The organism is Streptomyces sp. NPDC006326, from assembly GCF_040612915.1.
In the GTDB taxonomy this organism is placed as follows: domain Bacteria; phylum Actinomycetota; class Actinomycetes; order Streptomycetales; family Streptomycetaceae; genus Streptomyces.
On sequence record NZ_JBEXRC010000034.1, the window covers coordinates 41,267 to 66,925 of the forward strand.

The following is a 25,659-nucleotide window of genomic DNA, read 5'->3' on the forward strand; positions in this document are numbered from 1 at the left end:
ACAACGCCCCACACACACCGTGTCCTTCGCAAGCTGCCGGCGCACCGCTCCGGCGGGGCGGCGGAGACGAAGGACACCACACGTGGGAGAGATCAAGATGGGCATCAAGCGCGGAACCACCCTGGCAGCCGTGGCCGTTGCCGTCGCACTGACCGCGACGGCCTGCGGCGGGGACGACACCGGGGCCGGCGCCGCCAAGCCGGCCGGCGCCGCCGCCCCGGCTCCCGCCTCCGGCTCCGGCTACGGGTCCGACTACGGCGCGGGCTCCGCCTCGGGCTCCGGTGCGAACCCCGCAGGCTCCGGTGCGAAGCCCGCCGGACAGCTGGCCGTCGCCCAGAACGACACGGTCGGCCCGGTGCTCACCGACAGCGCCGGCCTCACCCTCTACCGCTTCGACAAGGACACCGCCAAGCCGCCGAAGTCGAACTGCGAAGGGGACTGCGCCACCGCCTGGCCGGTGGTGGCCGCAGGTGACGCGACCGCCGCCGCGGGGATGGACCCGGCGCTGCTGGGCGAGGTGGTCCGCGGCGACGGCAGCAAGCAGCTGACCGTGGCGGGCTGGCCGGTGTACCGCTTCGCCAAGGACACCAAGGCGGGCGATGTGAACGGGCAGGGCGTGGGCGGCACCTGGTTCGCCTTCGGGGCCGACGGGAAGAAGGCGGCGAAGGCGGCGGCCGCGCCCGCCGGTGCGGGCCAGGCCACGGGCGCCCTGACCGTGGCCAAGGACCCCAAGCTCGGCGATCACATCGTCGACGGCAACGGGATGACCGTCTACCGGTTCAAGAAGGACACCGCCTGGCCGATGGCCTCCAACTGCACCGGCGACTGCGTGGCCAAGTGGCCGGTGGTGCCCCCGGTGGACAAGGCCGACGCCAAGGGCATCGTGGAGAAGGGCTTCTCCGTCCTGGACCGCCCCGACGGCAAGAAGCAGCAGGCGATCGACTGCTGGCCCGTCTACACCTTCACCGGTGACAAGAAGGCCGGCGACATCAACGGGCAGGGCGTCGGCGGCACCTGGTACGCCGTCTCCCCCGACGGCAAGCTGATCACCACCTCCTGATCCGCCCTCCCCCGTCCGCCTCCCCCGCCCGTCCTCCCCCCGCTTCCGAACCGCGCGGCCCCTGCCTCCCCCTCCCCCCGGGCAGGGGCCGCGCACCGTTCCCCCGGGCGCCTGTCCTCCCTAGACTCCCTCGCATGCTGCGCGTACTGGCCGTCGACGACGAGAAGCCGCTCCTTGAGGAACTCCTCTACCTGCTGCGCTCCGACCCCCGGGTGCTCAGCGCGGAGGGCGCCTCGGACGCGACCGAGGCCCTGCGCCGCATCACCCGGGCCCTGGAGAGCGGCCCGGACGGCCCCGACGGCATCGACGTGGTCTTCCTCGACATCCACATGGCCGGACTGACCGGCCTGGACATCGCCCGGCTGCTGGCGGGGTTCGCGCTGCCGCCGCTGATCGTGTTCGTCACCGCCCACGAGGGCTTCGCCGTGCAGGCCTTCGACCTGAAGGCCGTGGACTACGTGCTCAAGCCGGTCCGCCCCGAGCGGCTGGCGGAGGCCGTCCGGCGGGCGTGCGCCCAGCTCGGGCGGGCCGCGGAGCGGGCCCCGGAGCCCGCCGGCCCCGCCGTGCCGGTGCAGCGGCGGCCCGCCGCCCCCGAGCCGGCCGCCGCCGAGCGGGCGCCGGACCAGATCGCCGTGGAGCTGGGCGGGGTGACCCGCTTCGTGGCGATCGCCGACATCGCGTACGTCGAGGCCCAGGGGGACTACGCCCGGCTGCACACCGACGGGGGCAGCCACCTGGTCCGCATCCCTCTGTCCACGCTGGAGGAACGCTGGGCGGCGCGCGGCTTCGTCCGGATCCACCGCCGCCACCTGGTGGCGCTCGGCCGGATCGACGAGCTCCGCCTCGACGCCGGCACCACGAGCGTCCGGGTGGGTCCGGCGGAGCTCCAGGTCAGCCGACGCCACGCACGGCAGCTGCGGGAGCTGCTGATGCGCCAGGCCACCGGCTGACCGGATCCGCCGACCGTCCGGCGTGCGCAGACACCGTTCGTCGCACAGCACGGGGCGTACGGCGATCTCCCGGCGCCGCCGGTCGCAGGGGCTCCCGCAGGGCCCGCGGAGGCCGCGGGCCGCGCCTATCGTGGAGCGGCAGGGGCGGGAGGAGCACGAGATGGCCGAGATCCAGGCGCTGCTCGACGCGCTGGCCGCACTGCCACGGAGCCGGCCGGCCGGTCCCGCCGAGGCCGAGGCGCTGCTCGCCCGGCTGCGCAGTGCGGCCGCACGCTGGGCGGAGGTCCTGTACGAGGCGAACGAGGGCGCCCGGCGGCAGCTGCCGCCCCGGGCGGAGGCGGCGCTGACGCTGGCGTTCCGGCGGGCGGAGGACTCGTACGTGGAGCTGGAGATCGCCCTCAGGGACTGCGCGGAGCACCGCGACCCGGCCCGGTGAGGCTCCGGCCGGACGGGCGGGCGGTCCTCAGCGGGCGTAGGAGCCGAGGCCGACCAGGCAGTAGACGTACTCGTTGAGCGTGATCCCGCCCCGGGTGTAGCGGTACGAGAAGGCGTACTGCGTCTTGGGGTTGTCCTCGCAGCGGTTGAGGTCGGAGGTCAGCGGGATGCTCTCGATCACCCGGTAGTGCGCGTCGTCCGCCGAGCAGGAGACCTCGCGCACTCCCGTGACGCGCTGCGCGGTCGTCGAGTCGGGCAGCTGTCCGTTGAGGCAGGTGCCCCGGTCGAAGGGGCTGGGGGCGGCTTCGGACGGACCGGCAGCGGGCTCGGTGCCCGGGCCGGTCGCCGTGTCGGCCGGGGTGTGCGCCGCCGTGCCGGCCGGGGCCGGGGCGGGCGACCAGGAGCGGGCCGAGGGACTGGGCTTCGGGGTGGCGGTGCTCTTGTCGTCGTCCCCGCTGTTGAAGAGGACCAGCCCGACGATGACGGCCGCGGCGATGCCGAGCACCAACAGGCACCCCTTGGCACCGGAGGCCCCCGGCCCGGCGGGCCGCGCCGCGCCCGCGCCCGCGCCCGCGGACACCGTGACCCGCAGCAGGACCTCCGTGTCGCCGATGCGGGCGCGGACGAGGTCGCCGTCCCGGGCCGGCGGTATGCGCAGGTGGGCGGGGCCGGTGGACAGGGGCAGGGTGATGACCACACCGGAGGCGGCCTGCTGGGGGGTGAGCGTGATGGGGATCTCCTGCGAGGACACCGGCTGCTCCAGGGGTGGGGTGGCGCGGACACGGCCTGACGGATCCTCACGAGTCTGCCGCGGGCCCGCGGGGTGACGCAGGGGTTCCGCCGCATCCCCGCCCGCATCCCGCCGCATTCGCCGGAGCACGCCCCATCCCGCCGGAGCGTCCCGCATCCCGCCGGAGCACGCCGTATCCCGCCCCGCGCCTCGCCGGATCACGCCGGATCACGCCTGTTGCCGGCCCGCGGGCGCGCTTAGACTCCGGTACCTCCTCTCCCCTGCCGAAGGACCCTCCGGTGAACCAGACGTACGCGCTGACCGCGGTCACCGTCGTCGTCCTGGTCACGGTGCTGGTGGGGGCGCTGGGACTGCGGATATCGCGGACCACCTCCGACTTCTACGTCGCCTCCCGCACCGTCGGCCCGCGGCTCAACGCGGCGGCGATCAGCGGGGAGTACCTGTCCGCCGCCTCCTTCCTGGGGGTGGCCGGACTGGTGCTGCTCCAGGGGCCCGGGATGCTCTGGTACCCCGTCGGGTACACCGCCGGATACCTGGTGCTGCTGGCCCTGGTCGCCGCCCCGCTGCGGCGCTCGGGGGCGTACACGCTGCCCGATTTCGCCGAGGCCCGCCTGGAGTCGCAGGCGGTGCGGCGGATCGCGGTGCTGTTCGTGGTCGGCGTCGGCTGGCTGTACCTGCTCCCGCAGTTGCAGGGCGCGGGGCTGACGCTGGAGATCCTGACCGGGGCCCCGCACTGGGCCGGCGGGGTGGTCGTCGCCTTCGTGGTGACCGCGGCCGTGGCGGCCGGCGGCATGCGGAGCATCACCTTCGTGCAGGCCTTCCAGTACTGGCTCAAGCTCACCGCCCTGCTGGTGCCGGCCTTCTTCCTGCTGGCGGCCTGGGCCGGGGACGGCGCGCCGCGCGCCTCCTTCGACGCCCCCGCGGTGTTCCGCGAGCACACCGCCGTCACGCTCGCCGAGGACGTACGGCTCTCGCTGGACGCACCGCTGACCATGACCGTGACGGGCCAGGTGGACGGGCGGACGTATGCGGGGGCCCCGGTGAGGCTGGAGTCCGGCCAGCACCTCGTACGGGCGCGTGCGCGGCTGGAGTTCGCCCCCGCCACCCGGGTCCCCGAGACCCGGCCGGCGACCGCGCCGGGGGTGTCCAGCTGGTCCGAGCCGCTGGACGGGAACCGCCCGGCGCTCGGGCTGTACGCGACGTACGGGCTGGTTCTGGCCACCTTCCTCGGCACGATGGGCCTGCCCCATGTCGCGGTGCGCTTCTACACGAGCCCGAACGGTCCGGCCGCGCGGCGCACCACGCTGGTGGTGCTCGGCCTGCTCGGCTTCTTCTACCTGCTGCCGCCGGTGTACGGGGTGCTCGGGCGGACGTACGCGCCGGAGCTCGCCCTGACCGGGGACGCGGACGCGGCGGTGCTGGTGCTGCCGGAGCGGATGCTGGGCGGGGTGCTCGGCGAGCTGCTGGGGGCGCTGCTGGCGGGGGGCGCGTTCGCCGCGTTCCTGTCGACGGCCTCGGGGCTGACCATGGCGGTGGCGGGCGTGCTGCACCAGGACGTGCTGCCGAGGCGCGGGCCGCGGACCCGCGGGCTGCGGACGTTCCGCTTCGCGGTGCTGGTGGCGATGCTGGTGCCGCTGGCCGGGAGCGTGGCGCTGACGGACGTGCCGGTGGCGGACGCGGTGGGGCTGGCCTTCGCCGTGTCGGCCTCGTCGTTCTGCCCGCTGCTGGTGCTGGGCATCTGGTGGCGCGGGCTGACCCCGCCGGGCGCGGTGGCCGGGCTGGTGACGGGCGGCGGGGCGGCGCTGGGAGCGGTGCTGGCGACCCGGGCCGGGCTGGCCCCGGCGGGGTGGGCGCACACGCTGCTGGCCTGGCCCGCGGCCTGGTCGGTGCCGCTGGGGTTCCTGACCATGGTGCTGGTGTCGCTGGCCACCCGGTCGCGGATCCCGGCGGGGACGGCGGCGACGCTGGCCCGGCTGCATCTGCCGGAGGCCCTGCGGCTGCGGGAGACCGGGGCCGCAGCCCGGGGCGCGGGCGGTGCTCCATGACCGGAGCGGTGCTCGCGGTCCTTGCGGTGGCGGGTGCGGTCCTGTTGCTGGGCCTGGGCTGGGCGGGCGGCCGGTGGCAGGCCCGCAGCGGCGAACGGGCGACCGGCATGGACCTGGGGACCCCGGTGGAGCGCGCCACCTTCCACACCCTGCACACCGCCTCGCTGGCCGCTCCCCCGCTGCGCGCCGGGCTCACCGAGGACGCCGCCCGCAAGGCCGCCCGGCGGCTGCGCTCCCTGCTGGGCACCGAGGCCCTGTGCCTCACCGACCGGCAGTCGGTGCTGGCCTGGGACGGGCCCGGCGCCGATCACCACCAGCGCCGGGCGATGGCCCGGGTCGCCGTGATGCTGGACTCGGGACGCAGCCAGAGCGTCCGGACCGAGTGCCACCGGCCCGACTGCCCGCTGAAGTGGGCGGTGGTGGCCCCGCTCACCGGCGAGGACGGGGTGCTGGGCGCCCTGGTCGCCTACGGCTCGCGGGAGTCGGCCGTGCTGGTGCGGGCCGCCACGGAGGTGGCCCGCTGGGTCTCCGTCCAGTTGGAGCTGTCCGAGCTGGACCGCTCGCGGACCCGGCTGATGGAGGCGGAGATCAAGGCGTTGCGGGCGCAGATCTCCCCGCACTTCATCTTCAACTCGCTGGCCGCGATCGCCTCGTTCGTGCGCACCGATCCGGAGCGGGCGCGCGATCTGCTGCTGGAGTTCGCCGATTTCACCCGCTACTCCTTCCGGCGGCACGGCGACTTCACCACCCTCGCCGAGGAGCTGCGCTCCGTCGAGCAGTACCTCGCCCTGGCCGGGGCGCGGTTCGGGGACCGGCTGAAGGTGACCTTGCAGGTGGCTCCCGAGGTGCTGCCGGTGGCGCTGCCGTTCCTGTGCCTGCAGCCGCTGGTCGAGAACGCCGTCAAGCACGGACTGGAGGACTCCACGGAGGAGTGCCGGGTCACCATCGCCGCCCGGGACGCGGGCGCGGAGGCGGTGATCACCGTCGAGGACAACGGGGTCGGGATGGACCCGGGCCTGCTGCGCCGGATCCTGGCGGGGGAACGCGCCGGTTCGTCCTCCGGGATAGGGCTGACGAACGTCGACGAGCGGATCCGGCAGGTGTACGGGGACGCGTACGGCCCGGTGATCGAGACGGGGGTCGGCGCGGGCATGAAGGTCACCCTGCGGATCCCCAAGTACCGTGCGGGTGTCCACAGCGCACCGCCGGGTGAAGGAGTGCCCCCGCACTGAGCCGAACCGAGCGTGAGGGGCCGGACACGGGCAGTCCGGGTGCGGCCCGTGGCCCCGGTACGCCCGTGGCCCCCGGTACGCCCGTGGCCCCCGGCCGTCCGCGGGGGACGGCCGGGGGCCACGGGAAGGGCTTCGGACGGGGACTAGCTCCAGCTGGCGTGCAGCGGCTTGCCCTCGGCGTAGCCGGCTGCCGACTGGACGCCGACCACGGCCTTCTCCTCGAACTCCGCGAGGGAGCCGGCACCCGCGTAGGTGCAGGAGGAGCGGACACCGGCGATGATCGAGTCGATCAGGTCCTCGACGCCGGGACGGGCCGGGTCCAGGAACATCCGCGAGGTGGAGATGCCCTCCTCGAAGAGCCCCTTGCGGGCCCGGTCGTACGCGGACTCCTCCGACGTGCGGTTCTGCACGGCGCGCGCGGACGCCATGCCGAAGGACTCCTTGTAGAACCGGCCGTCGGCGGACTGCTGGAGGTCGCCCGGGGACTCGTAGGTCCCGGCGAACCAGGAGCCGATCATCACGTTCGACGCGCCGGCGGCCAGCGCCATCGCCACGTCGCGCGGGTGGCGGACACCGCCGTCGGCCCACACGTGCTTGCCGTACTTCTTCGCCTCGGCGGCGCACTCCAGCACCGCGGAGAACTGCGGGCGGCCCACGCCGGTCATCATGCGGGTGGTGCACATGGCGCCCGGGCCCACACCGACCTTGATGATGTCGGCGCCGGCGTCGATCAGGTCCTTGACGCCCTCGGCGGCGACGATGTTGCCGGCGACGATCGGGACCTGCGGGTCCAGCGCGCGGACGGCCTTGATCGCGTTGATCATCGACTCCTGGTGGCCGTGGGCCGTGTCGATGACGAGCGTGTCCACGCCGGCGTCCAGCAGCTGCTTGGCCTTGCCCACGAAGTCGCCGTTGATGCCGACGGCGGCGGCGATGCGCAGCTTGCCCCCCGCATCGGTGGCCGGGGTGTAGAGGGTCGCGCGCAGGGCGCCCTTGCGGGTCAGGATGCCGACGAGCTTGCCGTCCTTGTCGACGGCCGGGGCCAGCTTGCGGTGGCCGGCGTCGAGCTTGTTGAAGGCCTCGCGGGGGTCGATGTCGGCGTCGATGAGCAGGAGCTCCTTCGACATGACCTCGGAGAGCTGGGTGAAGCGGTCCACGCCGGTCAGGTCGTGGTCGGTGACGACGCCGACCGGGCGGCCGTCGCCGTCGACGACGACACCGGCGCCGTGGGCCCGCTTGGGCAGCAGGGACAGGGCGTCGGCGACGGTCTGGGTGGGCGCCAGCGTGATCGGGGTGTCGAGCACGAGGTGGCGGGTCTTCACCCAGGAGATGACGTCGGTGACGACATCGATCGGGATGTCCTGCGGGATGACCACGATGCCGCCGCGGCGGGCGACGGTCTCGGCCATCCGGCGTCCCGCGATGGCGGTCATGTTCGCCACGACGAGCGGAATGGTGGTGCCGGTGCCGTCGGGCGAGGAGAGGTCGACGCCCTGGCGGGAACCCACCGCGGAGCGGCTCGGCACCATGAACACATCGTCGTACGTCAGGTCGTACGGCGGCTTCTGGTCATTGAGGAAACGCACGTGCAGAACTTCCCAGTCGATCGGAGTGCCTCGGACAGGGCAGCCGAGGAAACGCACGTACTTCATTCTCCCACGGCCCGGCATCAATGCCGCCCCGGCTGATCGTCCAGGACATACCGGGCCCGGTGGTCTGTTCCTACGGATGGCCGGGAGCGGGAGGACGGGAGGAGCAGACCGGCGGTGGAGGCGCCGCGCCGGCACCCGTGCCGGCACCGGGGCCGTCTGCTCCCCGGCGCGGCGAGGCCCGTCCGTTCCGCCGGCTGGTCAGCGGATGTACTCGCGTCTCGGGCTCTGCCCGGGGATCAGCGGGCGCGGCGGCAGCCGCGGCGGGGTGGCGGGCCGGGTCATGGGCGCTGCCGCGGTGGTGGGGCGGGCGGGACCGGGGTAGCCCTCGGGGGCCCGGCCGCGGGCGGTCAGCAGCATCGACGCGTGGGCGACGCTCGCGAGCGTGGCGTGGTGGTGCCAGCCACGGAAGGAGCGGCCCTCGAAATCACGGATGCCTACGGGTTCGCAGGTCTCGGTGAAGTCGAGGGACACCCGGTCGGTGAGTTTGGCGAGCAGGAACAGCTGGGCCAGGGGCCGGTCGCCGATGTTGGTGATCCAGAACTCGGAGGGCAGCAGGGCCGCTTCGGTCCAGGCACCCATGAGCAGCAGCGGGGTCGGCGGAACGGGGGCGGGCCGGTCCTCGGTGGGGGTGGCGAGGATGGCGGCCGAGGTCAGCAGGGTCACTGCTCCCTCGGCTCGGCCGTGCCGGGTCCATTCGACGACCCGGCGCTGCGAGCGCAGGGAGTCGATCAGCTCGCGGGCGGGTGCGATGTGCGGTCCGGGACGTTGCCGGCCTGCTCCGCCGAAGGCGACGGGCAGCGAGCCGTCGACCTTGAAGACGAAGGGGATGTCCTGGAAGGCGAAGGACTCGATGCTCTGGGCGATGTCGGTGTTGGCGACCTCCATGACCACCGGCCGGCGCTGGAGCTGCCAGGAGGCCGCCATGCGCTGGACGGCGTGCACGGCGTCCTGGACGGGGGTCAGCGAGCGGGCGGTGTCCGGGATGCCGGCCCGCCGGCGGCGCAGCAGTTCACTGGTCCACGGCCCGGGCAGGGTGAGGGTCCATTCGACGGGGAAGCTGGCTTCGCTGGAGGCGAGCCAGATCCCGCTGGACTGCTGGCAGTTGGCGGTCCGGCCGAGCTGGGGGACGAACTGGCGGCCGACGCCGACGGAGCGGTCTCCCGCCTTCTCGATGACCATGGGCTGGACGACCCAGGCCAGCGGGCGCTGGGCGGTGCGTTCGAGGTACTGGGCGAGCGAGCGGCGTACGGGCGTCCAGTCCCACGGGGACTTGCTGATGAACTGCTGCAGACTCTGTTCGACCGAGCTGGCGCCTGTTCCGGCGATGTTACGGATTGTTTTCTTCCCGTTGGTCCTCACCAGGCCGTTGAGATATACGCGGGCCCAGTTTCGCTGGTCCCGCCTGGGTAAGGACTCGAAGAAGAGAGAGATCAGCATGTCGATCAATTCGGAGATTTCCTTGGTGGATTCCTCCGGCAGAACTACGCGCACCATCCGGGCCTCCCCCGCGACCACTAGATCCAATACCCTACTTGACCGCGCGAAACGGCCGTAGGGCCCCGCAGCTACTTCCTGAGGTCGCTCGCAGTTTCGAGCCGCTCTTCCTCTACCACGAGGGGGATCGGGATCTGGTTCGCCGCATAGTAGAGCGCGATGAGGAAGTGCGCGGCGAGCGTGAGGGGCGCTGAGAAGAAGGACAGGACGACCGTCAGCGGGTAGGCGACGGCGCCCAGGCCGAAGCGTACCCGGGTGGCGCGGGCGCCCTCCCGGTCCACCCGTTCGTGGAACAGGTGGCCGACCCGGGTGACGTACCACCAGAAGGCCAGGAACGCCAAGGCGTAGAGGACGGTGATGGAACTGTAGAGGACCGCCGCGGCGTTGGCGGAGCCGCCCTCCTCCACGAGGTGCTCCGCGAGCACGGTGGTGGTGTACGGAATCACGGAAACCACCATCAGCACCAGGAGATTCAGGAACAACAGCGGGCGGTCCACCCGCTTGAGGTGACTGAAGATGGTGTGGTGGTTCACCCACATCACACCGATGATGAGGAAACTGACCACGTACGCCGCGTAGTGCGGCCACTGTTCCCGGACCCCGTGCCAGAAGTCCGATCCCGTTTCCTCCGGAACCTTCAGTTCCAGGACGAGAATCGTGATGACGATGGCGAATACACCGTCACTGAATGCTTCGATCCGCCCGGTTTCCCGTTCCATGACCTCCCCTTCGGATTCCACTTGCACGAGCAGGGAGGGCGCTGACTCCGCCCTCCCCGCACACGCTACCCAGATATTCTTGATCAGCTGCCGAACCCGGCGGTCTGGCGCCAGATCCGGCCATCGCGGACCACGAGTGTCCCGAACGCGTGCTCCGGTTCACCGTTCAGATTCATGATCGCCCGGTAGAAGATCGTGTCCTCGGTCTCGATGTACTCCTGGAGCTCCACCAGGGCCGGCTTCAGCGTCAGGTAGCCGGTGAAGGTCTCGCGGACGGCGTCGATCCCGACCGAGGCCCCCTCGAAGCGCAGGAGCACGGCGTCGTCGGTGTAGTTCTTCATGACCGCCTCGATGTCCAGGGCGGCCAGCGCCTCCATCTGGCGGACGAAGACCGGGTGCAGCGTGGAGATGTCGTACGTGGCCATCTGACTCCCTCTCAACGGGTGGTGGGTTCGGCGGGTGGTTCGGCGCAGGCGGCGGCCGCGGAGAGCGGCAGCCGGACCACCATCCGGGTCTCCCCGGGACGCGAGCGGGCCGTGATCGACCCGTGGTGGCGCTGGGTCACGATGCGGTAGCTGAGGTGCAGCCCGAGACCCGTGCCCTTCCCGACGTCCTTGGTGGTGTAGAACGGTTCGAAGATCCGCGGCAGGGACTCCTCGGGGATGCCCCGCCCGGTGTCGGTGATCTCCACGACCAGGCAGGCCCCCTCGGCGCGGACGCGCAGGGTGAGCGTGCCGGCGCCTTCCATGGCCTCGGCGGCGTTGTCGACCAGGTTGGTCCACACCTGGTTCAACTCGCTCGGGTAGCCCGTCAGTTCGGGCAGGCCGGGCTCGTACGCACGGACGATGGTGATGCCGGAGAGCTTGGCACGCAGCACGACCAGCGTGTTCTCCAGTCCGTCGGTCACCGGGAAGCGCTGTTCGGGCGCGCGGTCGAGATTGGCGTAATCCCGGGTGGCGGCGACCAGTTGGGAGATCCTGGGCCCGGCCGCGCGCAGCTCCGCCGCCAGCGAGCGGACCTCCAGCAGGGCCGCCAGGTGGTCCAGGGCGGCGGGCAGGGCCGCCTCGCCGATCCCTTCCAGCCGCTCCTGCAGCCAGCCCAGCTCCAGCCCGAGGTCCGAGATCCCCGAGCCGAGCAGTCCGGGCCGTTCGGTGCCCGCCTCCTCGGCCCAGTCGGTGATCTCCTCCTCGGCGTCGGCCTGGGCCAGCGGGTCCGTGGTCGCCGGCGGCGGCAGCTTGTCCAGTTCCTCGCCCAGCCGGTCGAGTACGGAGCGCTCCGCGCCCGTCGCGGCGGCGCCCCAGGCGTGGGCGGTCCGGGTCAGCCGGTCCAGGGCGGGCGCCAGTTCCTGGGCCGCCCGGGCGACGGCCGCCGCCGGGTTGTTCAGCTCGTGGGCCAGGCCCGCCGCCAGGGTGCCGAGCGCCTCGACGGTGGCCCGCTTGCGAGCCTGGACCTCCGAGGACTTGATCCGCCAGGCCAGCACCGGGATCAGCACGGCCGCCACCCCGTGGCAGCGGGTCAGCATCTCGAAGAACACCGGCTTCGGGTAGGCCACGACGGTGGTCGCGGGGCCGCTGGCCGCGGCGGTGGCCACGTAGGACCCGTCCGTCAGCAGGGGCAGCTCGCCGGTGAACCGGTGGGCGGCGGAGGGCTTGCCGTCGTGGTCCTCGGCGGCCGCGCTCTCCTCCTCGGTGGAGTGCCGGGTGAGCACCTCCTCCCGGCCGTCGACGACCTTGGTGACGACCAGCCCGCCCGAGAGCAGGACGTGGAAGCCGGTGGCCTCCTCCCCGTCGCGGAAGAGGACCTCCCCGTCGGCAAGCACCCGGGGCTCGGAGACCGAGACCAGCCAGTCGAGCTGGTCCTCGGTGAGCCCGGCGAAGATCTCCAGACCGCGCAGCGCCGACCGCAGGTCGAGGCCCGCATCCCCAGCGTTCATGCCGTACTCCCTTCGGACCGGGTGCGGGCGGCCAGCCGCAGCGTGACCAGCAGGGCCAGCGCGCAGACGGCGGCGACGGCGGCCATGAAGCCGACCGAGGTGCGGTGCAGCCCGTGGATGTTGGTGAGCATTCCGGCGAGCACCGCCGGCACGCTCATGGCGAGGTACGCGAACACGTAGACGGCGGCGGTCAGTTCCCCGCGGTGCGCCGGTTCGGCGAGCGCGCTCAGCGCCCGGAAGGAGCCCAGGAAGGCCGCGCCCCAGCCGCCGCCGAGGACGGCGGTGCCCGCCAGGAACACGGCGGCCGACCCCAGGCCCAGGGCGAGCAGCACCAGCCCGAGGCCGGCCAGCAGCCCGCACAGCCCGAGTACGGCGGTGCGCAGCGGCGCGGTACGGCCCAGCAGCAGCTGGGCGGCGGTGGCGGCGCCCGCGAGCAGGGCGACGGTGGCCCCGCCGACCAGGTAGTTGGTGCTCCGGAGCAGGGACAGGGCCAGGTGCGGTCCGAGCGAGAGGTAGAAGCCGCCGACGGACCAGACGGCCACGATGGTCAGGACGAGGACGGCGAACCGGCCGCGGACGGCGGCCGGCACGCTGATCCGGTGGACGGCGATCCGCATCCGCCGGCGGCCGTCGGGGGCGCCGACGGGAGCGCTCTCCGGCATCCGGACCACCCCCACCAGTGCGACCGCGAAGGCCGCGACCAGCAGCAGGTAGCTGAGTACGGTCGGGGCGGGGGCGTACTGGACGAGCAGCCCGGCTCCGATCCCGCCGAGCCCGATCCCCACGGTGGGTCCCGCGCTGTTGACCTGGGCGCCCAGCGCGGGCCGGGAGCGGGGTGACAGTTCGAGCAGCGCGGCCCCCATCGCCCCGGTGGCGAGGCCCACCGCGAGGCCCTGCACGGCCCGGGCGGCGAGCAGCAGGCCGAGCCCCCCGGCCCCGGCGAACAGCCCCATGGAGACGATGGCCAGGATGAGGCCGGTGCCGAGGACGGGGCGCCGGCCCAGGGTGTCCGACAGGGAGCCGAACAGCAGCAGCCCGAGGAGCACGGTGACGGCGTACAGGGCGAAGACCACCGTGACGGTACCGGAGGACAGACCCCATCTCTGCTGGTAGAGCACGTAGAGGGCGGACGGTACGGAGGAGGAGAGCATCAGCAGGACGAGGACCGCCCCCACCACCCAGAAGCCGGAGCCTCTGGGGGTGGCGGCCGGCCGGGCGGCCGGGTGCGGCGGTACCCCCGTGGTCGTCCTGGACATGTCGGCCACTGACGTCAACTCCCCCTCGTGGGCGGTCAGGCGAGGGCCTGGTCTGCCCTCTGCAGCGCGCGGGCGGTCAGCACCCCCGCGAGATGGCCGAGGTACTCGGCCGAGGTGCCGCGCCCCGGGACGAACAGCTCCCGCGGCTCGGCTCGGAAGGCCGCGAGCACGGCCTCCGTCGTGTACGGGCCCCCGCGCAGCCGGTCCTCGACGCCGCGCAGCCGCAGCGCACGGGCGGTGGCCCCGGTGACGGCGATGCGCGGCCCGCCGGGGGTGATCCGTACGGCCGCGGCGCACACCGGGTAGCGGGTGGCCCGGTCGGCGGTCTTCTCGAAGGCGGCGGCCCGCCCCGCGGCCGGCACCAGCAGGGCGGTGATCACGGCCTTGGCGGGCACCCCGGTGGTGGCGAGGTCCTCGGCGGTGACGGTGGAGCGCCCGCCGGGGCCGGCCAGTTCGACCAGGCCGTCGGCGGCGATGGCCGCCACGGGCAGGTCGGTGGCGCGGCCCGCGACGGCCAGGTTGCCGCCGGCGGTGCCGAGGTTGCGGACCTGGGGGTCGCCGTTGGCCCGGGCCGCCGCGGCCAGCTCCGGGGCCTCGGCCAGCACCAGCGGGTGGGCGGCCAGTTCGGCGAGGGTGGTGAGGGCGCCGATCCGGAGCCCGTCGGGGGTCCGCTCGACCCCCCGCAGCTCCTCCAGGTGGCGTACGTCGACCAGCAGCGGCGCGTCCTCCCCGTCGAACACGGTCTCCCCGGTGCGCAGGCCGGGCAGCAGGCTCTGGCCGCCGGCCAGCACCCGGGCGCCCCGGCTGCCGGACAGCAGGGTCAGCGCCTCTTCGAGGCCGACCGGCCGGACGTAGTCGAAGTCGGTGAGGATCACTGGGCCTCTCCTCGCATGCGGCGCCAGACCTTCTCGGGGGTGAGCGGCATGTCGATGTGCCGGACCCCGAGGTCGGAGAGGGCGTCGACGACGGCGTTGACGACGGCCGCGGCGGGCGGCACGGTGGCGATCTCGCCGGCGCCCTTGGCGCCGAGCGGGTTGTGCGGGCTGGGCGTGACGGTCCTGTCGAGCGTGAAGAACGGCACGTCGGCGGCGCGCGGCAGGGCGTACCGGGTCAGGTCGCAGGTGACGAGCCGGCCCTGTTCGTCGTATTCGGCGGCCTCCAGCAGTGCCTGGCCGAGTCCGTGCACGATGCTGCCCTCGATCTGGCCGAGGACGATCTTCGGGTTGCCGATGTTCCCGGCGTCGTCGACGGCCGTGTAGGCCACCACCTCGGTCTCCCCGGTGAGTTCGTCGATCTCGACGACGGCGACGTGGCTGCCGAAGGGGTAGTTGAAGTCGGGCGGGTCGAAGTGGGTGGTCTCGTCGAGGGCGGGCTCGATCTCCGGGGGCAGCCCCCAGCCGTACCACATGGCCATCGCCAGCTCTGCGAAGGTCTTGGCGTTCTCCTCGTTGCCCTCTTCGTGGACCCCGCCGCCCGCGTAGACGACCTTGTCTTCGGGGATGCCGAGGAAGACCGCGCCGGCCTTGACCAGCTTGTCCTTGATCTTGCGGGCGGTGAGGGCGACCGCGGGGGCGGCCATGCTGTAGGAGCGCGAGCCGTAGGTGCCCTGCCCGTACGGGGCCTTCAGGGTGTCCCCCTCCAGGACCTGCACCTGCGCGGGGTCGATGCCGAGCTCGTCGGCGGCGACCTGGGCGAAGACGGTGCCGTGGCTCTGGCCGGTGGAGGCGGAGCCGACGGTGACCGTGACCTCGCCGGTGGGGTGGACGCGGATGTTCGCGCTCTCCCAGGTGCCGCCGAGCATGCCCTCCTGGGACATCCGGGTGGAGGGGCCGACGCCGCAGATGGCGACGTAGGTGGCCAGGCCCACGCCGAGGCGCTTGCCGCGGGTGCGGGCCTCGGCCTTGCGGGCGGGCATGTCGGCGTAGCCCGACAGCTCCAGGGCCTTGTCGAAGTTGAGCTGGTAGTCCCCGGAGTCGTAGGTCCAGCCGAGGCCGTTGTCGTACGGGAACTTCTCCTTCGGCACCAGGTTCTTGCGCCGTACGGCCGCCGGGTCCATGCCGATCTCGCCGGCGTACCGGTCGACGAGGCGCTCCATCAGGAACGCGGCCTCGGCGCGTCCGCTGCCGCGCTGGGCTCCCAGGGAGACGGTGTTGGTGAAGGCGGCGTAGACCTCGCAGAAGGCGGCGGGGATGTCGTACATGCCGCTGATGGAGCGTCCCATCAGGGCGGTGGCGACGCCGGGGCCGATGGTGGAGGGGTAGGCGCCGAGGTTGGCGTAGCTGGTGCAGCGCACGGCGGTGATGCGGCCGTCGCGGGTGCCGGCGAGGGTGACGTGCTGGCGGTGGTCGCGGCCCTGGACGGTGGAGTTCATCAGTCCGGTGCGGGTGTCCACCCATTTCACGGGGCGGCCGAGCGCCTTGGAGAGCAGCAGGACCAGGGCCATGTCGGGGTAGAGGTAGCCCTTGGTGCCGAAGCTGCCGCCGACGGTCGGGGCGATGACGCGCAGCTTGTTGAAGGGGATGCCGAGGACCAGGGCGGAGAGCAGGAAGCGGTGGTTGTGGGGGCCCTGGGTGGAGGCGTAGAGCGTGTATTCGCCGGTGGCGGCGTTGTAGTCGCCGACCGCGCCGCGCGGCTCGATGGGGCTGTTGATGGTCCGCTGGTTGACGAGGTCCAGTTCCACGGTGACCTCGGCCTCGGCGATGGCCGCGTCGGTGCGGTCCTTGTCGCCGCAGGTCCAGTACGCGTTGAGGTTTCCGGGCACGGCCTCGTGCAGCTGGGGCGCGCCTTCGGCGAGGGCCTCGTCGGCCCGGGTGACCACGGGCAGCGGCTCGTACTCGACGGCGATGGCGGCCAGCGCGGCGGCGGCCTGGCGCGGGGTCTCGGCCACGACCACGGCGATCGGGTCGCCGACGTGGCGGACGGTGTCGCCGGTGAGGACCGGGCGGGCGCCGGGGAGTCCGTAGGGGTGCGGCGGGAAGTGGCTCTCGACGCCGCCGGGTATCCAGATGCAGGGCAGCGGCATGACGTCGGTGAAGTCGGCGGCGGTGGCCACCTTCAGGACGCCGGGCAGCTGTGCGGCGGCCTTGGTCTCGATGGAGAGGATCTTCGCGTGGGCCACCGGGCTGCCGAGGATGGCCATGTGGGCGGTGCCCGGCAGGTCGATGTCGGCGACGTACTTCGCCTCGCCGCGCAGCAGCTGCGGGTCCTCGCGGCTGTCCAGCGGCTGTCCGAGCACGCCGGATCCGGGGAGGGCGCTCTCCCCCGTCACTGCGGTCATGGCTCAGCCCTCCTGACCGGAGCCGGCGGACGCGGCGGCCACGGCGCCGGCCTCGGAGGCCTCGGCGGCCTCGGGCCGCGCGGCGGAGCAGGCGCGCTGCACGCCCCGGACCACGCTGTGGTAGCCGGTGCAGCGGCAGAGGTTGCCGGTGAGCCATTCGCGGATCTCGGACTCGGTGGGGGCCTCGCCGCCGGAGGCGTTCTCGGCGAGCGCCGTCTCCACGAGCTCGCCGAGGGCCATCACCATGCCGGGGGTGCAGAAGCCGCACTGGGTGCCGTGCTCCTGGCGCAGGGCCTCCTGGAGTCCGGTGAGTTCACCGCCGGGGGTGGTGACCCCCTCGATGGTGGTCACCTCGGAGCCGGCGGCCGTCGCGGTGAGGACCAGGCAGCTCTTGACGGACCGGCCGTCGAGCCGGACGACGCAGGATCCGCACTGGCCGGTGTCGCAGCCGACCTTGGTGCCGGTCAGCCCGAGGCCGTCGCGGAGCCGTTCCACGAGCAGTTCGTTCGGCCGGGCCGAGAACTGCTCGGGTCTTCCGTTCACGTTCAGTGAGAGATCCATGCCAGCGCCTGCGCTTCCGTGAGCGGCCGGTTGAAGAGGGGCCCGCCGGGCTGCTGGAGAATTCCTCCGGAGTGCAGCGAGCCGGTGTCGACGGGCGCGAATCCCAGATCCGTGATGATTCCCGCGACGATTTCCTTCGCCTTTTCGTCGTCCCCCGCCGTGAAATGGGCCAGACGTTCACCCGGTGCGGTGCCGGCCACGGCGAGGGTCTCGAAATGCATGGTGTTCAGGGATTTCACGACGCGGGCGCCGGGGTACCACTCGGCGACCAGTTCGCTGGAACTCCGGCCGCCGAGGTCGGCGGGGGTGCCGGCGCCGCCGAACGCGTTGGTCGCGTCCACCAGCACCTTGTCCCGTACCGCGTCCACGGGCAGGAGCCCGCGGACGCTCGCGAAGGGCACCATCAGCACCAGGAGTTCGGCCCGGCCGGCGACCTCGGCGGGGTGCGCCGCCGAGGCCGCCGGGCCCAGCTCGGCCAGCAGGGGGCCGAGGGACTCGGGTCCGCGGGCGTTGGCCAATAAGACCTCGTGCTCCGCGGCCACCAGGATCCGTGCCAGGGTGGATCCGATCCGCCCGGTGCCGATGACGCCTGTGCGCATTGCCGCTCCTTGTCGGGTCGGGTGGGTCAGTCCATGCCGATCCAGACCGACTTGGTCTGGGTGTAGCTTTCGAGGGATTCCGGCCCGCATTCACGGCCGTAGCCGGAGGCCTTGTAGCCGCCGTAGGGCACCGAGGGGTCGTACTGGTTGTAGCAGTTCACCCAGACGGTGCCGGCCTTGATCTGCGAGGCGACCCGGTGGGCCCGGCGCAGGTCCTTGGTGTGGACGCCGGCCGCCAGTCCGTACGCGCTGTCGTTGGCGATGCGGATGGCGTCCTCTTCGGTGTCGAACGGGATGATCGACAGCACCGGGCCGAAGATCTCCTCCTGGGCGATGCGCATGCCGTTGTCGACCCCGGTGAAGACGGTCGGCAGGAAGTACAGGCCCTGGCTGGAGGCCCCTTCGGGGGTCCAGCCGGTGCCGCCGGTCCGCAGGACGGCGCCTTCCTTCTCGCCGATCTCGATGTACGAGCTGACCTTCTCGAACTGCCCGCGGTGGGCGAGCGGCCCGAAGAGGGTCTCGGGGTCGCGGGGGTCGCCGGGCCGCAGGGCGGCGGCCCGGCGGACCAGGCGTTCGACGAGTTCGTCGTGGATCGGGCGCTGGAGGAGCAGCCGGGAGCCGGCGGTGCAGATCTCGCCCTTGTTGTAGTAGATGCCGAAGAAGGCGAGTTCCTCGGCGGCGTCCAGGTCGGCGTCGGCGAAGACGATGTTGGCGGACTTGCCGCCGAGCTCCATCGTCACCTTCTTCAGGGTGCCGGCGGATTTGCGGATGATCGACTGGCCGACCGCGGTGGAGCCGGTGAAGGCGATTTTGTCGATGCCCGGGTGGTCGGTGAGGGTCTCGCCCAGTTCCACGCCGGGGCCGGTGATCACGTTCAGCACCCCGTCGGGGATCTCCGCCTCCTGGAAGAGCTCGGCGATCTTCAGGGCGGTGAGCGGGGTCGCCGGCGAGGGCTTGTGGACGACCGTGTTGCCCGCCGCGAGGGCCGGTGCGATCTTCGTCATCGACAGCAGCAGCGGGAAGTTGAACGGGGTGATGGCGCAGACCACGCCCAGCGGTTCGCGCAGGGTGTAGGCGAGCTGTCCGCCGGCCGGCGCCCGCGAGGAGCCGTCGACCCGGGTCACGGCGCCGGCGTAGTAGTGCATGAGCTGCGCGGCCATGGGGGCGTCGACCGTGCTGGAGAAGGCGAACGGCTTGCCCATGTCCACCGTCTCCAGCAGGGCGATCTCCTCCAGGTCGCGCTCGATGAGCTCACCGACCCGGTTCAGCCGCAGCGCGCGCTCCTGGGCGGACAGTCTGCTCCAGGGACCTTCCTCGTAGGCCGCGCGGGCGGCCGCCACGGCCGCGTCCGCGTCGGCCGCGGTGGCCTGGGCCACCGGCACGATCTCCTGTCCGTCCACGGGACTGATGTCCGGCTCGGTACGGCCGTCCTGGGCCGAGACCCATGTGCCGCCGATGAACAGCTTCCCGGGGTTGGCCAAGGGCTGGTCGCTGAGCGCGCGCTTGGTCATGGCTGCCTTCCGGTGTCGGTGTGCGGGGCGTGGTACTAGCCCTTCGCGAGCTGCCGTAAGAACGTCTCGGCGAGGGCCTTGGAGGAGTACGGGTTCTGGCCGGTGGTGAGTTTGCGGTCCACGACGACGTGCGAGTCCCAGATCGCCTCGGCCTTCTCGTAGCGGGCGCCGAGCCGGGTGAGCTCGGCCTCCAGGATCAGCGGGAGGCGGCCGGCCATGTTGGTGACCAGCTCCTCGCTGTGCGAGAAGGCCGTCATCCGGTAGCCCTCGAAGGGCCAGTGGCCCTCGCCGTCGCGCAGCGCGAGCAGCGCGGTGTGCCCGTGGCAGACGGTGGCCAGCGGCTTGTCCTGGGCGAGGGCCCAGCGCAGGATCTGGGCGAGCTCGTCGGACTTCGGCAGGTCGCCGATCGCGCCGTGGCCACCGCTGACGTAGATGCCGTCGTAGTCGGCGATGTCCTTCTCGTCCAGGGACTCCAGGGGGATCGGGTTCTTGAGCTGGGGGGTGCTCTCGATGACCCTGACGTACTCGGCGGCGTTGGCGGCGTCCTCGTCCGGGGAGCCCTCGGGGCGGACCCACCGCAGGAACTCGGGGTCGATGCTGGTCCGGTCGACCGTCGGGGCCTCGCCCCCGATCGTCGCCACGTCCACGGTGTGGCCTGCTGCCGTGAAGAGGGTGTAGGGAACGACGAATTCCTCGGCCCAGAAACCGGAGGGGTGCTGTTCGCCGTCCAGCAGATGGAGCGTGGCCTTGGCCGTCATGACGACGAGAATCTTCATGACTGTTCTCCTTGTTCTTGAATCGCTGCCGATTCAACACGCCGCCCGCGAGGGGCGTAAGGGGGGAGCGTCAGGCGCGCGATACTTCGTCACGTGCGTCCAACGCCGTGATGATGGTGCGGAATTCACCGACCAAGGGGTGGTCGGGATGGGCTTCGGCGAATATGCGTTCACCGTAGAGGGCGGCCATTTCCGGCACATAGGGAAGAATTCCGGCCAGGGGGGCTCCGTAGACTTCCTGTGCGCGCCGGTGGGCCTGTGTGGGGTCGACGCCCTCCGGAGCCATGCTCATGACCAGAGCCCGCCGGCAGGCCAGCCGCCCGGCGAGGGCGATGGTCTCCTCGACCCCCGAGAGGTCGATCCGGTCCGCCCGCGCCATGATCATCAGCACGTCGGCGCTCGCCATGGCGGTCACCGACTCGTTGTTCAGCCCGGCGTGGGTGTCGAGCAGCAGCACGTCCAGGGCGTAGTACTCGGCCAGCCGGTCGAAGCCCTCCGGCAGCAGCCCGACGTCGTATCCGCTGGTCATGATCTCGCGCAGGGCCGCCGTCCCGGTCCGGGCGGGCACCACGTACAGCCCGGGCACGGCGACCTGCTGGGCCGCGGCCTCGATCTCGCAGCGCCCCAGCAGGTAGTCGGCCAGGGAGGGACCCGGGCCGAGCCGGAACAACAGGTCCAGGGTGGGCGACTGGATGTCCGTGTCGACCACCCCCACCCGGCGCCCCTCGCCCGCGATCAGCAGGGCCAGGTTCGCCAGTACCGAGGACTTTCCGGTGCCGCCGCGGTGCGAGTGCACCACGATGGTCCGGGCCATCAGGCCACCGCCGTACGCGCGGCCGTGGTCCGGTCTCCGTGCGGCCCCCGCGCCGCACGTGGCCGGTGCAGGGCCAGCATGGTGACGTCGTCGTGCTGTTCGGCTGTGCCGGTGTGCTCGCGTACGGCCGTGTCCATCCGGTCGACCACCTCCCTGCCGCTCGCCGGGGGGCCGGCGAGCAGCTCCAGCATCCGTTCGTCACCGAGGAAGGTGCCGTTGGGGCAGCGGGCCTCGGGCACTCCGTCGGTGAACACGAAGAGGGTGTCTCCGGGGTTCAGCTGTGCGTAGCCGAGGGTGTACACGCAGTCGGGCAGCACCCCGACGGCCGGCCCGGTCACGTCCAGCCCGAGCGGTTCGCCGCCGTCGGCGCGCAGCAGCAGCGGCGGGTTGTGGCCGCCGTTGATGTAGACGAGGCTGCCGGTCAGCGGGTCGAGCACCCCGAAGAACAGGGTGGCGAAGTACCCCTGCCTCAGGTGGTTGCGGGTGAGGTAGCCGTTGGTGGCGGTGACAGCGTTGAGCAGTGGTGTGGCGCCGACGACGGGAACCCGCCGGCTGCCGCCCGCCCGGCCGACGGCCACCAGGTGCTGCAGTCCGCTGTTCTCGGCGGTGTGCCGCAGCAGCGAGCGGATCAGCGCCATGAACAGTGCGGCGCCGACCCCCTTGTCACAGACGTCGGCGACGACGAAGGCGAGCCGGCGGCCGCGGGAGATCTCGAAGACGTCGTAGAAGTCCCCGGCGACCTGCCGGGCGGGCCGGAAGCGTACGTCGATCTCCCAGCCCTCGGGGACGGGCAACGATTCGGGCAGGAACCCGGCCTGGATCTCCCGGCCGATCTCCAGCTCCTTCTCGTACCCCATCAGTTCGGCGCGGGCATCGGCTTCGCGCAGGGTGCGTCCGAGTCCGGCGCGCTCCGAGCAGCTGTGCAGCCGGGCCCCGACCAGGGCGGGCAGGAAGGGCGGCACGAGGTAGTCGTGGCCGAGGCGCACGTGCTCCTCCAGGGCCGCGAACCCGGTCGCCGTCCAGACGACCACGATGGGCGCCCCGGCCCAGCGGCGCAGCCGGCGTACGGCCAGCCGTACCGATTCCCCGTCGGACTCGGCGGGCGCGAGCAGCACGTCCGCGACGGGCAGTCCGTCCAGCGGGCCGCCCAGCAGCTCGGGCAGGGTGCGGGCGACGAGTTCGGCGTCCATCGTCCGCAGCGCGTCGAGCAGTTCGAGCGGGGGCGGCGGGTACTCGTCGAGGATGATCACGGTGGTGGAGGGCATGGGTCCGTCCCCTCAGCCTTCACGGTCAGCATGCTGATGTTGCGGCCGTCCCTGCGCACGTAGCTGAATTCGTCCACGCTGGTCAGCGCCAGGTGGATGCCGAGGCCGCCGATCCGGCGCCGCTCGGGGGGAACCCCGGGGACGGGCGGCAGGCAGCCCTCGACGGGGTCGAAGGCGGGTGCGGAGTCCACCAGGGTGATCTGCACCCGGCCCGGCCCGGAGCGGCCGCGGACGGTGATCCGCCCGTCGCCGCCCCGGTACCCGTGCATCACGATGTTGGTGGCCAGTTCGTCCACGGCCAGCCGGATCCGGTACGCGGACCGCTTGTCCAGGTCCGCCCGGCCGGCCAGCCGCAGGACGAACGAGGCGATCGCGCCCAGCGCCCCCATCGTCGCGGGCACCTCCAGTTCGGCGGGCGTCCTCGCCAGTTCGACCATGTCACTCATGGCTCTCACTCATCGGAGAGCACGATGCTGCGGTCCAGCCCGGCCGTCCTGATGGTCCGGGAGACGGGCTCGATCGCGCCGACCACCTTGATGGTGACGTGGTCGGCGATCTTCTGCTGGGCGAAGACCAGGGACCGCAGCCCGGCACTGGCCATGTAGCCGACGCCGGCCATCCTGATCTCGACGGTGGTGGTGCCGTGGCCGGCGGCCTTCTCGATGGTCTGGTGGAATTCCGGCGCGGTGTTGGCGTCCAGCTCGCCCGCGAGCTCGATCACGGTGGTGTCGCCGTCGATGCTCAGGGACACGGAAAGCGGCATGTCAGGTCTCCTTCGGCCGTACGGTTCGGTCGCTCATGGCGCGGACGGGCTACAGCTCGGGTGCGGGCGCACGGCCGACGAGGATCACGACCGAACGCGGACCGATCAGGTACTTGCCCGCGTTCTCCAGCTCGGTCTCGCCGCCCGGGGTGCGGATGTCGTACGGCGCCTCGGCCCCGGTGTCCGCGAACAGGTGCCAGCTGCGCCCGTGGGGCAGGGCGGGCAGTTCCAGGTCGTGCGCCTCCCAGTGCGCGTTCATGGCCACGTACACCACGTCGTCGTCCCCGGTGCCGCAGCGGGCCACCGCCAGCAGCCGGCTCTCCTGCGACCAGTCGGGCTGCCAGGCCCGCTCCCCGTGCCAGCTGATGTCGGGCAGCCCGAGGGTGTCCCGCATCTGCCCGGTGGGGTGGGCGGTGGAGCGCAGTTCGCGGTGGTGGCCGCGGAAGGCGATCATCTCCCGGGTGAACCGGAGCAGTTCGGCGTTCTGGTCGACCTGGTCCCAGTCGAACCAGGAGAGCTCGTTGTCCTGGCAGTAGGTGTTGTTGTTGCCCTGCTGGGTGCGTGCGACCTCGTCCCCGGCCAGCAGCATCGGGATGCCCTGGCTGGTGAGGAGGATGGCCAGGGCGTTCTTCATCTGGCGCAGCCGCAGCGCGTTGACCTCGGGATCGTCGGTCGGCCCTTCCGCCCCGCAGTTCCAGCTGTTGTTGTCGTTCGCCCCGTCGTTGTTGCCCTCCCCGTTGGCCTCGTTGTGCTTGTCGTTGTACGAGACGAGGTCGGCCAGGGTGAAGCCGTCGTGGGCGGTGAGGAAGTTGACCGAGGCGGAGGTCCCGCGGGTGGAGTACAGGTCGGGCGAGCCGGCGAGCCGGGTGGCGAGCTCCCCGGTCACCCCGGCGTCGCCCTTGAGGAAGCGGCGCACGGTGTCGCGGTACTTGCCGTTCCACTCCGCCCAGCGGCCGTACGCCGGGAAGTTGCCGACCTCGTAGAGGCCGCCCGCGTCCCAGGCCTCGGCGATGAGCTTGGTGTGCCGCAGGACGGGGTCGTAGGCGAGCATCTCCAGCAGCGGCGGGTTGGGCAGCGGAGTGCCGTCCGGGGACCGGCCGAGGATGGCCGCGAGGTCGAAGCGGAAGCCGTCGATGTGGTAGTCGGCGACCCAGTGGCGCAGGCAGTCGAGCACGTAGTTGCGCACGACGGGGTGGTTGCAGTTGACCGTGTTGCCCGTGCCGCTGAAGTTGAAGTAGTACCCCTCGGGCGTGAGCATGTAGTACGTGGCGTTGTCGAGCCCCTTGAAGGAGATCGTCGGGCCCTGCTCGTTGCCCTCGGCGGTGTGGTTGAAGACGACGTCGAGGATGACCTCGATGCCGGCCGCGTGCAGGTCCTTGATCAGGGTGCGGAACTCGTCGCCCTGCATCCCGTAGCGTCCGGTGGCCGCGTAGCCGGCCTTGGGCGCGAAGAAGGAGACGGTGTTGTAGCCCCAGTAGTCGAAGAGCCGCTCGCCCGTCTCCGGGTTGGTGCGCGGGTTGTCGCTCTCGTCGAACTCGAACACCGGCAGCAGCTCGATGCAGTTGACCCCGAGCTCCTTCAGGTACGGGATCTTCTCCCGCAGCCCCGCGAAGGTGCCGGGGGCGGTGACCCCCGAGGAGGGGTGGCGGGTGAAGCCGCGCACGTGGGTCTCGTACACGACGAGGTCCTCGGCGGGCAGCCGCAGCGGTGTGTCGTCGCCCCAGTCGAAGTCCTGGAGGCAGACCCGCGAGCGGTACTGGTAGCCGCGGCTGCGGTCCGGCTCCACGCCCCACACGTCGCGGCCGGAGATCAGCCGGGCGTACGGGTCGGAGAGGACCTGGCGGGCATCGAAGCGGTGGCCGGTGACCGGGTCGTAGGGGCCGTCGGCGCGGTAGCCGTACTCGATGTTCTCGTGGTCGAGGCCGAAGACCGTCATGGCGAAGACGCTGCCCGTGCGGAACTCCTCGGGGAATTCCAGCTCGGCCATCGGCTCGGGCTCTCCGCGCTTGTAGATGACCAGGGTCATGGAGGTCGCCTGGTCGGAGTACACGGAGAAACTGACCCCGCCCGGGACCACGTTGGCCCCGAAGGGGAAGGGCTTGCCGGCGCGGACGCGGTACCCGCCCACCTCGTGGGTCGGGTACGCGTCGACACGCAGGACCTGCTCGGACTGCGTCTCGGTCATCGCGCGACCGCGCTCTTGACGGCGGTCTTCGCGGCGGCGGACCCGGCCGCGGCCGCGGCGGCCTCGCCGGTCTCGAAGAAGTCGAGGAAGCCGGTGGCCGACATGACGAACCGGACTTCCTCGCTCACCCCGTACAGGGTGACGGCGACACCGGCGTGCTGGGCCTCGCGGTAGACCACGAGCAGGGTGCGCAGGCCTGCGCTGGACACGTACGTGACCGCCGTGAGGTCGATCCGCAGCGGCCGGCCGTCCCGGACCAGCGGCAGCAGGGTCTGCAGCAGCGATCCGGAGGTCTCACTGTTGATCTCACCGGTGACGACGAGCACGGTGCCCGCCTTGTTCCGGCGTTCCTTGAGGTTGAGAGTCATGATGTTCCCCTCT

The 25,659-nt window shown here is 72.2% G+C and carries 24 protein-coding genes; 5 read left to right on the forward strand and 19 right to left on the reverse strand.

Features of this window, described 5'->3' with window-relative positions; genetic code table 11:
• Nucleotides 1-97: 97 nt before the first annotated feature.
• From ABZ128_RS24345 to ABZ128_RS24355, 3 genes are all read left to right on the forward strand, one after another.
• A complete protein-coding gene (locus tag ABZ128_RS24345; RefSeq protein WP_356850951.1) occupies nucleotides 98-1,060 on the forward strand; it encodes an SCO0930 family lipoprotein in 963 nt (320 codons plus the stop codon).
• A 134-nt stretch (nucleotides 1,061-1,194) separates the two neighbouring features.
• On the forward strand, nucleotides 1,195-2,010 hold the full coding sequence (locus ABZ128_RS24350) for a LytTR family DNA-binding domain-containing protein (RefSeq protein ID WP_356850909.1): 816 nt from the start codon (nucleotides 1,195-1,197) through the stop codon (nucleotides 2,008-2,010).
• 160 nt (nucleotides 2,011-2,170) lie between these two features.
• A complete protein-coding gene (locus tag ABZ128_RS24355; protein WP_356850910.1) occupies nucleotides 2,171-2,446 on the forward strand; it encodes a hypothetical protein in 276 nt (91 codons plus the stop codon).
• A gap of 27 nt (nucleotides 2,447-2,473) precedes the next feature.
• Here the strand turns inward: ABZ128_RS24355 and ABZ128_RS24360 are convergent, their stop codons facing one another.
• A complete protein-coding gene (locus ABZ128_RS24360) occupies nucleotides 2,474-3,196 on the reverse strand; it encodes a hypothetical protein (RefSeq protein WP_356850911.1) in 723 nt (240 codons plus the stop codon).
• 278 nt (nucleotides 3,197-3,474) lie between these two features.
• On the opposite strand from ABZ128_RS24360, the gene ABZ128_RS24365 reads away from it, so the two are divergent.
• Both ABZ128_RS24365 and ABZ128_RS24370 read left to right on the forward strand, forming a co-directional pair.
• Nucleotides 3,475-5,241 carry a cation acetate symporter gene (locus tag ABZ128_RS24365; protein WP_356850912.1) on the forward strand — a complete coding sequence of 589 codons (1,767 nt, stop codon included), beginning with the start codon at nucleotides 3,475-3,477 and terminating at the stop codon, nucleotides 5,239-5,241.
• A complete protein-coding gene (locus tag ABZ128_RS24370; protein ID WP_356850913.1) occupies nucleotides 5,238-6,473 on the forward strand; it encodes a histidine kinase in 1,236 nt (411 codons plus the stop codon). Before ABZ128_RS24365 ends, ABZ128_RS24370 begins: the two co-directional genes overlap by 4 nt.
• A 143-nt stretch (nucleotides 6,474-6,616) precedes the next feature.
• Here ABZ128_RS24370 and ABZ128_RS24375 read toward each other — a convergent pair whose 3' ends face one another.
• From ABZ128_RS24375 to ABZ128_RS24460, 18 genes are all read right to left on the reverse strand, one after another.
• Entirely contained in the window at nucleotides 6,617-8,125 is a 1,509-nt protein-coding gene (locus ABZ128_RS24375) for a GuaB1 family IMP dehydrogenase-related protein (RefSeq protein ID WP_356850914.1), read from the reverse strand.
• Nucleotides 8,126-8,323: 198 nt separating this feature from the next.
• The gene (locus ABZ128_RS24380; RefSeq protein WP_356850915.1) at nucleotides 8,324-9,619 is read right to left on the reverse strand and encodes a transposase; all 1,296 of its coding nucleotides are present in this window, start codon (nucleotides 9,617-9,619) and stop codon (nucleotides 8,324-8,326) included.
• Nucleotides 9,620-9,690: 71 nt separating this feature from the next.
• Entirely contained in the window at nucleotides 9,691-10,338 is a 648-nt protein-coding gene (locus tag ABZ128_RS24385) for a TMEM175 family protein (protein ID WP_356850916.1), read from the reverse strand.
• An 83-nt stretch (nucleotides 10,339-10,421) separates the two neighbouring features.
• Nucleotides 10,422-10,763: a nuclear transport factor 2 family protein gene (locus tag ABZ128_RS24390; protein ID WP_356850917.1), complete on the reverse strand. Its 342-nt coding sequence runs from the start codon at nucleotides 10,761-10,763 to the stop codon at nucleotides 10,422-10,424.
• Between the two features lie 11 nt (nucleotides 10,764-10,774).
• On the reverse strand, nucleotides 10,775-12,271 hold the full coding sequence (locus tag ABZ128_RS24395) for an ATP-binding protein (RefSeq protein ID WP_356850918.1): 1,497 nt from the start codon (nucleotides 12,269-12,271) through the stop codon (nucleotides 10,775-10,777).
• The gene (locus ABZ128_RS24400; RefSeq protein WP_356850919.1) at nucleotides 12,268-13,527 is read right to left on the reverse strand and encodes an MFS transporter; all 1,260 of its coding nucleotides are present in this window, start codon (nucleotides 13,525-13,527) and stop codon (nucleotides 12,268-12,270) included. Before ABZ128_RS24400 ends, ABZ128_RS24395 begins: the two co-directional genes overlap by 4 nt.
• A 35-nt stretch (nucleotides 13,528-13,562) precedes the next feature.
• Entirely contained in the window at nucleotides 13,563-14,402 is an 840-nt protein-coding gene (locus ABZ128_RS24405) for an FAD binding domain-containing protein (protein ID WP_356850920.1), read from the reverse strand.
• A complete protein-coding gene (locus ABZ128_RS24410) occupies nucleotides 14,399-16,804 on the reverse strand; it encodes a xanthine dehydrogenase family protein molybdopterin-binding subunit (RefSeq protein WP_356850921.1) in 2,406 nt (801 codons plus the stop codon). Before ABZ128_RS24410 ends, ABZ128_RS24405 begins: the two co-directional genes overlap by 4 nt.
• A gap of 3 nt (nucleotides 16,805-16,807) precedes the next feature.
• Nucleotides 16,808-17,365: a (2Fe-2S)-binding protein gene (locus tag ABZ128_RS24415; protein WP_356850922.1), complete on the reverse strand. Its 558-nt coding sequence runs from the start codon at nucleotides 17,363-17,365 to the stop codon at nucleotides 16,808-16,810.
• Nucleotides 17,350-18,054: an NAD(P)-binding domain-containing protein gene (locus ABZ128_RS24420; RefSeq protein ID WP_356850923.1), complete on the reverse strand. Its 705-nt coding sequence runs from the start codon at nucleotides 18,052-18,054 to the stop codon at nucleotides 17,350-17,352. The genes ABZ128_RS24415 and ABZ128_RS24420 overlap by 16 nt, the downstream gene beginning before the upstream one ends.
• Nucleotides 17,991-19,475, reverse strand: a complete 1,485-nt coding sequence (locus ABZ128_RS24425) for an aldehyde dehydrogenase family protein (protein ID WP_356850924.1) — start codon at nucleotides 19,473-19,475, stop codon at nucleotides 17,991-17,993. Before ABZ128_RS24425 ends, ABZ128_RS24420 begins: the two co-directional genes overlap by 64 nt.
• Nucleotides 19,476-19,510: 35 nt before the next feature.
• A complete protein-coding gene (locus ABZ128_RS24430) occupies nucleotides 19,511-20,251 on the reverse strand; it encodes a type 1 glutamine amidotransferase domain-containing protein (RefSeq protein WP_356850925.1) in 741 nt (246 codons plus the stop codon).
• Nucleotides 20,252-20,321: 70 nt separating this feature from the next.
• Nucleotides 20,322-21,065, reverse strand: a complete 744-nt coding sequence (locus ABZ128_RS24435; protein WP_356850926.1) for a MinD/ParA family protein — start codon at nucleotides 21,063-21,065, stop codon at nucleotides 20,322-20,324.
• On the reverse strand, nucleotides 21,065-22,330 hold the full coding sequence (locus ABZ128_RS24440; protein ID WP_356850927.1) for a PP2C family protein-serine/threonine phosphatase: 1,266 nt from the start codon (nucleotides 22,328-22,330) through the stop codon (nucleotides 21,065-21,067). The genes ABZ128_RS24435 and ABZ128_RS24440 overlap by 1 nt, the downstream gene beginning before the upstream one ends.
• A complete protein-coding gene (locus tag ABZ128_RS24445) occupies nucleotides 22,312-22,776 on the reverse strand; it encodes an anti-sigma regulatory factor (RefSeq protein ID WP_356850928.1) in 465 nt (154 codons plus the stop codon). Before ABZ128_RS24445 ends, ABZ128_RS24440 begins: the two co-directional genes overlap by 19 nt.
• Before the next feature lie 5 nt (nucleotides 22,777-22,781).
• The gene (locus tag ABZ128_RS24450; RefSeq protein WP_356850929.1) at nucleotides 22,782-23,093 is read right to left on the reverse strand and encodes an STAS domain-containing protein; all 312 of its coding nucleotides are present in this window, start codon (nucleotides 23,091-23,093) and stop codon (nucleotides 22,782-22,784) included.
• A 49-nt stretch (nucleotides 23,094-23,142) separates the two neighbouring features.
• A complete protein-coding gene (gene glgX, locus ABZ128_RS24455; protein ID WP_356850930.1) occupies nucleotides 23,143-25,278 on the reverse strand; it encodes a glycogen debranching protein GlgX in 2,136 nt (711 codons plus the stop codon).
• Nucleotides 25,275-25,646 (reverse strand): STAS domain-containing protein, encoded by a 372-nt coding sequence (locus ABZ128_RS24460; RefSeq protein ID WP_356850931.1) that lies wholly within the window; start codon nucleotides 25,644-25,646, stop codon nucleotides 25,275-25,277. The genes glgX and ABZ128_RS24460 overlap by 4 nt, the downstream gene beginning before the upstream one ends.
• Between the last annotated feature and the right edge of the window lie 13 nt (nucleotides 25,647-25,659).

What these genes read in the sequence shown, in the direction of transcription:
- ABZ128_RS24420 (WP_356850923.1), bottom strand. Translation starts at nt 18,054, where the DNA reads ATGCGGGCCGGAATCCCTCGAAAGCTACACCCAGACCAAGTCGGTCTG.
- ABZ128_RS24345 (WP_356850951.1), top strand. Translation starts at nt 98, where the DNA reads ATGGGCATCAAGCGCGGAACCACCCTGGCAGCCGTGGCCGTTGCCGTC.
- ABZ128_RS24450 (WP_356850929.1), bottom strand. Translation starts at nt 23,093, where the DNA reads ATGCCGCTTTCCGTGTCCCTGAGCATCGACGGCGACACCACCGTGATC.
- ABZ128_RS24440 (WP_356850927.1), bottom strand. Translation starts at nt 22,330, where the DNA reads ATGCCCTCCACCACCGTGATCATCCTCGACGAGTACCCGCCGCCCCCG.
- ABZ128_RS24350 (WP_356850909.1), top strand. Translation starts at nt 1,195, where the DNA reads ATGCTGCGCGTACTGGCCGTCGACGACGAGAAGCCGCTCCTTGAGGAA.
- ABZ128_RS24375 (WP_356850914.1), bottom strand. Translation starts at nt 8,125, where the DNA reads ATGAAGTACGTGCGTTTCCTCGGCTGCCCTGTCCGAGGCACTCCGATC.
- ABZ128_RS24460 (WP_356850931.1), bottom strand. Translation starts at nt 25,646, where the DNA reads ATGACTCTCAACCTCAAGGAACGCCGGAACAAGGCGGGCACCGTGCTC.
- ABZ128_RS24430 (WP_356850925.1), bottom strand. Translation starts at nt 20,251, where the DNA reads ATGAAGATTCTCGTCGTCATGACGGCCAAGGCCACGCTCCATCTGCTG.
- ABZ128_RS24370 (WP_356850913.1), top strand. Translation starts at nt 5,238, where the DNA reads ATGACCGGAGCGGTGCTCGCGGTCCTTGCGGTGGCGGGTGCGGTCCTG.
- ABZ128_RS24380 (WP_356850915.1), bottom strand. Translation starts at nt 9,619, where the DNA reads ATGGTGCGCGTAGTTCTGCCGGAGGAATCCACCAAGGAAATCTCCGAA.
- glgX (WP_356850930.1), bottom strand. Translation starts at nt 25,278, where the DNA reads ATGACCGAGACGCAGTCCGAGCAGGTCCTGCGTGTCGACGCGTACCCG.
- ABZ128_RS24410 (WP_356850921.1), bottom strand. Translation starts at nt 16,804, where the DNA reads ATGACCGCAGTGACGGGGGAGAGCGCCCTCCCCGGATCCGGCGTGCTC.
- ABZ128_RS24415 (WP_356850922.1), bottom strand. Translation starts at nt 17,365, where the DNA reads ATGGATCTCTCACTGAACGTGAACGGAAGACCCGAGCAGTTCTCGGCC.
- ABZ128_RS24355 (WP_356850910.1), top strand. Translation starts at nt 2,171, where the DNA reads ATGGCCGAGATCCAGGCGCTGCTCGACGCGCTGGCCGCACTGCCACGG.
- ABZ128_RS24385 (WP_356850916.1), bottom strand. Translation starts at nt 10,338, where the DNA reads ATGGAACGGGAAACCGGGCGGATCGAAGCATTCAGTGACGGTGTATTC.
- ABZ128_RS24425 (WP_356850924.1), bottom strand. Translation starts at nt 19,475, where the DNA reads ATGACCAAGCGCGCGCTCAGCGACCAGCCCTTGGCCAACCCCGGGAAG.
- ABZ128_RS24395 (WP_356850918.1), bottom strand. Translation starts at nt 12,271, where the DNA reads ATGAACGCTGGGGATGCGGGCCTCGACCTGCGGTCGGCGCTGCGCGGT.
- ABZ128_RS24400 (WP_356850919.1), bottom strand. Translation starts at nt 13,527, where the DNA reads ATGTCCAGGACGACCACGGGGGTACCGCCGCACCCGGCCGCCCGGCCG.
- ABZ128_RS24445 (WP_356850928.1), bottom strand. Translation starts at nt 22,776, where the DNA reads ATGAGTGACATGGTCGAACTGGCGAGGACGCCCGCCGAACTGGAGGTG.
- ABZ128_RS24390 (WP_356850917.1), bottom strand. Translation starts at nt 10,763, where the DNA reads ATGGCCACGTACGACATCTCCACGCTGCACCCGGTCTTCGTCCGCCAG.
- ABZ128_RS24435 (WP_356850926.1), bottom strand. Translation starts at nt 21,065, where the DNA reads ATGGCCCGGACCATCGTGGTGCACTCGCACCGCGGCGGCACCGGAAAG.